This is a genomic window from Ferruginibacter sp. HRS2-29, from assembly GCF_024343615.1.
GTDB lineage: Bacteria > Bacteroidota > Bacteroidia > Chitinophagales > Chitinophagaceae > Ferruginibacter.
This window is the reverse complement of sequence record NZ_RJUB01000081.1, coordinates 1-1,913: the sequence shown is the minus strand read 5'-3', so window position 1 is coordinate 1,913 and position 1,913 is coordinate 1. Positions and strand designations below refer to the sequence as shown.

2 protein-coding genes are annotated in these 1,913 nt (G+C 40.5%); one reads left to right on the top strand and one right to left on the bottom strand.

The window, feature by feature from the left end; genetic code table 11:
* A partial coding sequence (locus tag EGI32_RS11060; protein ID WP_255155434.1) for a hypothetical protein occupies window positions 1–882 on the top strand: 882 nt, incomplete at its 5' end.
* 561 nt (window positions 883–1,443) lie between these two features.
* Here EGI32_RS11060 and EGI32_RS11055 read toward each other — a convergent pair.
* A partial coding sequence (locus EGI32_RS11055) for a hypothetical protein (protein WP_255155433.1) occupies window positions 1,444–1,913 on the bottom strand: 470 nt, incomplete at its 5' end.

The following is a 1,913-nucleotide window of genomic DNA, read 5'->3' as shown; positions in this document are numbered from 1 at the left end:
CTTGTTAAAGCAGAATACGAAAGAAAGAGCGCTAATGACGAGCTCCCGCGTTTTCGTGTTAAATCGACTACGGCAAAATTAAAAGACGAATGTGTAGCGGTGTTTAAAAGCCGGTATCATCTGAAGGATGAACAAACCTTGAAAAATTATTTTGATGTGGCAAATGATGAAACGGTATCGTTGCAATTGATCCGCAGAATAGAACCGGATAAGTTTAAAGCTTTGGATAAGTATTTGAAAGGAGAACCTGAGACCACCAATGAGAGAAATGTAGAACTGCTGGCTTGGCTGATCGACTTTAAACACAGGCCTTTTTTTCCGGGAAAGGATTTTCAATTAACGGACGAGGAGAAAGCTATCATAAGCACACCCAAAAGTCCCCCGGGTGGAACTAAAACTCTACCATACAATAAGCCAAAAGATACTATACCCGGAGTGCGGGACGACATTAAGGTCAAAGAAAAAAAGGAAGTGAGTGGCGGACTTTTTTTCAGCAGACCAGTGATGATATTTCTGATTGCCTTCATCGGCGTTGGAATTTTATATACAATATATTTGGCAACCAATCAACAAACCGGATGTATGTACTGGAGTGGCGATCAGTACGTGCCTATAGATTGCAATGAGGAACCTCTTGGCCGTCTTTTTTTACCCCTTGATCCTAAAAAGGTGAAGTATTTTGAAAGGATCACCCGAAAGGATACTATCACTGAGCAATCGATCGGGAAGATCTATTATATAAAAGATAAAAAACAGATAGACTATTACACCTATAGCGGTAATTACCCCCAGGACCTTAACCGCTACGTAAAAAGACTATCGCGGTACATATTCGATAAAGACAAAGAAAACAGGAGATCAACGCAAAAACCAGGATCCTGAACACACCATATTGCAGAAATTAACCGGAGAAATTCAGGCGATCGTTCTGATGAGCATCATTTACTGCATCCCGGTTCAGTAAGCGCTTTTTTGCGTTTTGTTGGATTTTTGAGTTTTTAAAAATCGGGCCTCCGTACCCACTTTTTTTTAGCGATGCTCTATAGGTACGGTCTGTACCCACCCTGTACCTTTAAAAAAAAGTGGGTACGGAGGCCCAGTTTTCAAAAACTACTTTTTTTAAGATCTGTATTTTTTCTCCATTTTGTTATGGCAGTCCGGGGAGGCTTCTACCAATGTGGGCACATTAGTTTTCGCCCCAGGTAAAGAAATGGTCTCTGCGCTCGTGGCAGGCCGGGAGGCCACGCCACGGCATTCAGCTGTCGAAATCTTTTTTGTCAGACTGCGGAGCCGTGGTTGGTGGCTGGGAGGTGCAACGATTGCAGATAATAAATAACCAGTTTATACAACGGCTCGTTCTTCCCGTCTTCCCGGCCAGCCGCGTTCCGTTTTAACAAACTTCCAATAAACTGACCGGATCGCTTCCACCTTTTTATTCGGAAATCAAAATTTGAGAGTAATTTTCTTTTCTTGATTTAGAGGAATTCCTCGCCTTAGTTTTTCTTCGGGTAATGTCATAAGAGAGAATTCAACTAGAGGGGATTGGTCATTAACACGCTCTTCCATCGACTGTTTAGTATTGATGAAGGAAAACAAAAAAACCGCTTTTTTTGATGTTGAAGTTTCATCGGAAGCGTCCAAAATCCATTTGCCGTTAGTAGGTTGAAACAAAGAGAATATGTACTTCCTGATCTGAGGATGTAATGGCGATAGAGAATTTTCTAAAATCTCAAAATCGTTATAACTACCATCAAGATTAACTGTAAATATCACGTAACAATCGTAAGAATGGGTTAGAAATGAAATTTTATCTTTACTCTGATTGTTAATACTGTCAAAATATGCATTCAAATTATCTTCGGGATAATCTTTCAAGGACAACCCATTATTTTTTTGGGCTAAACCGATAACAG